A 2,565-nucleotide genomic window follows, 5' to 3' on the forward strand; every position below is an offset into this window, starting at 1 on the left:
CAAGCTGGGGGAAAGACGCGCGCTCACGACGGGGCACTCGGGCTCCCCGGAGGACGGGAGGCCGGCCGCGCGCGACCTGACTGTGCACAGGGTCATAGCCTCGGCGTAGCGAAAACCGTGGCCCTTCCGGTCCACTCGTGGTTCCGGGGCCCGCGACATAGCTGTAAAACAACGGGGGACACCTCGACAGCACTCGACGGAGATCGTGCACCAGGACCAGCGCGGCGGCGAAGAGCGCCGGCGTGAACCCGGAGAGATCCGCGGCGGGAGGCCGAAGCCTGTCGGAGGGACCGGACGGCGGAGGGACCGGACGGCGGAGGGACCGGACGGCGGAGGGACCGGACGGCGGAGGGGAACCCGATGGGGAGAGTGGGGGGAGGAGCGAAGAGGGGTGCAGCGGTGGAGAATAACAGCAGGAAGCACACGATCGCCGTCCGGGGGCCCGAAGTCCTCACGCCCCTGGAATCTGGCACCGTGAGAGTGGAATTTCCGGACATGTCATCGTCCACACCATTACGCCCACACCCGGCAGCCGGGGGCACCCCTGCCCCCCGTTAAACGGAGACCCGCCGTCGGCACTCCCTGTAAGCGTGTATACAAATAATCCTCACCACGCTAAACACGCGCGTGTCACCCAGACGAGAGAACCAGCCCACCCATCCGGAACCAGAAGATCGAGTATCTTACTCTTGCGTTGACCATGGCGAGGGGGCCGACCGTGACGACAGCTCAGCCGGGAAGTGGACCGACCGTACGTCGGATCCTGCTCGGCTCTCAGCTCCGTCGACTTCGCGAGGAGAAGGGCATCAGCCGGGAGACCGCCGGCTACCACATCCGCGCATCAGAGTCGAAGATCAGCCGGATGGAGCTTGGCCGCGTCAGCTTCAAAGAACGCGACGTCGCCGACCTGCTGACCTTCTATCAGGTCACGGACGATGCAGAGCGCGCCCCATTGCTGGCCCTTGTCCGGGAGGCGAACGCCGCTGGCTGGTGGCAGAACTTCAACGACGTTCTCCCGTCCTGGTTCCAGCCGTACATCGGTCTGGAGGAGGCGGCCCAGCTCATCCGGACCTACGAACTCCAGTTCATTCCGGGCCTGTTGCAGACCGAGGACTACGCCCGAGCGATCATCACGCAAGGTAGTGGTGGCCTACCAGGCGACGTCATCGAGCGCCGGGTCAGCGTGCGGATCAACCGGCAGAAGCTGCTGTACCGTAAGGACCCGCCACGGCTCTGGATAGTCATCGACGAGGCGGCGCTGCGTCGGCCGATCGGCGGGCCGAAGGTGATGCGGGCCCAGCTCGAGCACCTCATCGCCGTGTCCGAGCTGCCGAACCTCACCCTGCAGGTGATGCCGTTCGCCTTTGGCGGCCACGCGGCGGAGGGTGGGGCCTTCACGATCCTCCGCTTCCCCGAAATGGACCTGCCGGACGTGGTCTACCTGGAGCAGCTCACCGGTTCCGCCTACCTCGACAAGCGCGAGGACGTCGACCGGTACATGGAGGTGTATAACCGGCTCAGTGTCGACAGCACGCTTCCGGGTGACACTCCCGAGCTGCTACGGCGCATCATCACCGAGCTCTGAACGCGGTTCGCTCCCAGCCCGCCGACCGGCTGCCCCGCCGGCCCGGCGTCCTAACTACTCGGCCAGCCCACCGGCCCGCCGTTCTGCCGGCCTACTACTCCGCCAGCCCACCGATCGACTCGACCCGCCCGGTCGGGTCCGTGACCGCGCTCGCCGCCGGCCAGGTCAGCTCCAGGCTGAGACACCGATCGTCCAGCTCCACCGCGACCTCAATCCCGCCCGCATCCTCTCCCCCGCGGCCGAGCTGCGGGGGCGGCAGGCCCTGCGGCCAGGGCAGCGAGACGAAAACACTGCCGCCGGCCGGCGTCCACAGGACCGTCACAATCGCCCGGCCGCCGGGGACGGCGGCGAGCACCTCCCGCACCTGATCGGCCACCACGGCCCGCACAGGAGCTGGCGCGAGCCGCAGATCGCCGGACAGCTGGATCTGGACGGTCACTCCCGCAGCCTCGGCGTCGGCGACGACCGCGTCGAGGTCCGCCAGCGCCGACGACGGACCACCCCCGGTGATCATGCGACGGACAGCGGCCGCCCGCATCGCGCACCTGCTCCGAACGGCGGCTTCCCGCGGGTCCAACCAACCGCCCGCAACCCCGTCGAGTAACGGCAGCACCTCCCACCCCACGGTGCGCAACCACTGCGCCCGCTCCCACCTGATCATGGTGGACGCATCCACCTGGGCGGCGACCTCAGCCTCGGCGGCCAAGGCGCGGGCGGTCGTCTCCGCGGTGCCGCGCAGCAGGGGACCCAGCATCGCGGTCACGATCTGCACCCCGCACGCACCGTAGATCAGTACCCCCAGCCGCGCCAGCACCAGCGATTCGGTGCTACCGCGCAGGAACACCGCAACGATCATCATGGCAATCGCGACCAGCAGCGCACCCACCCATTCCCAGAGCGGCCGGGAGGCGGTGATGAACGCTAGCGGGAGTTTCCTAGATAGTTCGATCTTGGTTGGAGTTTTCGCAGCCCATGACCAA

The 2,565-nt window shown here is 68.0% G+C and carries 1 protein-coding gene and 1 pseudogene; one reads left to right on the top strand and one right to left on the bottom strand.

Annotation, left to right across the window (positions count from 1 at the left end; genetic code table 11):
* The first annotated feature begins 718 nt into the window (after positions 1–718).
* Complete coding sequence (locus tag AC08OX_RS16885) at positions 719–1,585, top strand: helix-turn-helix domain-containing protein (RefSeq protein ID WP_476608697.1); 867 nt, start codon at positions 719–721, stop codon at positions 1,583–1,585.
* A 94-nt stretch (positions 1,586–1,679) separates the two neighbouring features.
* Here AC08OX_RS16885 and AC08OX_RS16890 read toward each other — a convergent pair.
* A pseudogene (locus tag AC08OX_RS16890) lies at positions 1,680–2,565 on the bottom strand (histidine kinase); the annotation flags it as partial.

Source organism: Frankia sp. CoBUL1 (assembly GCF_978021245.1).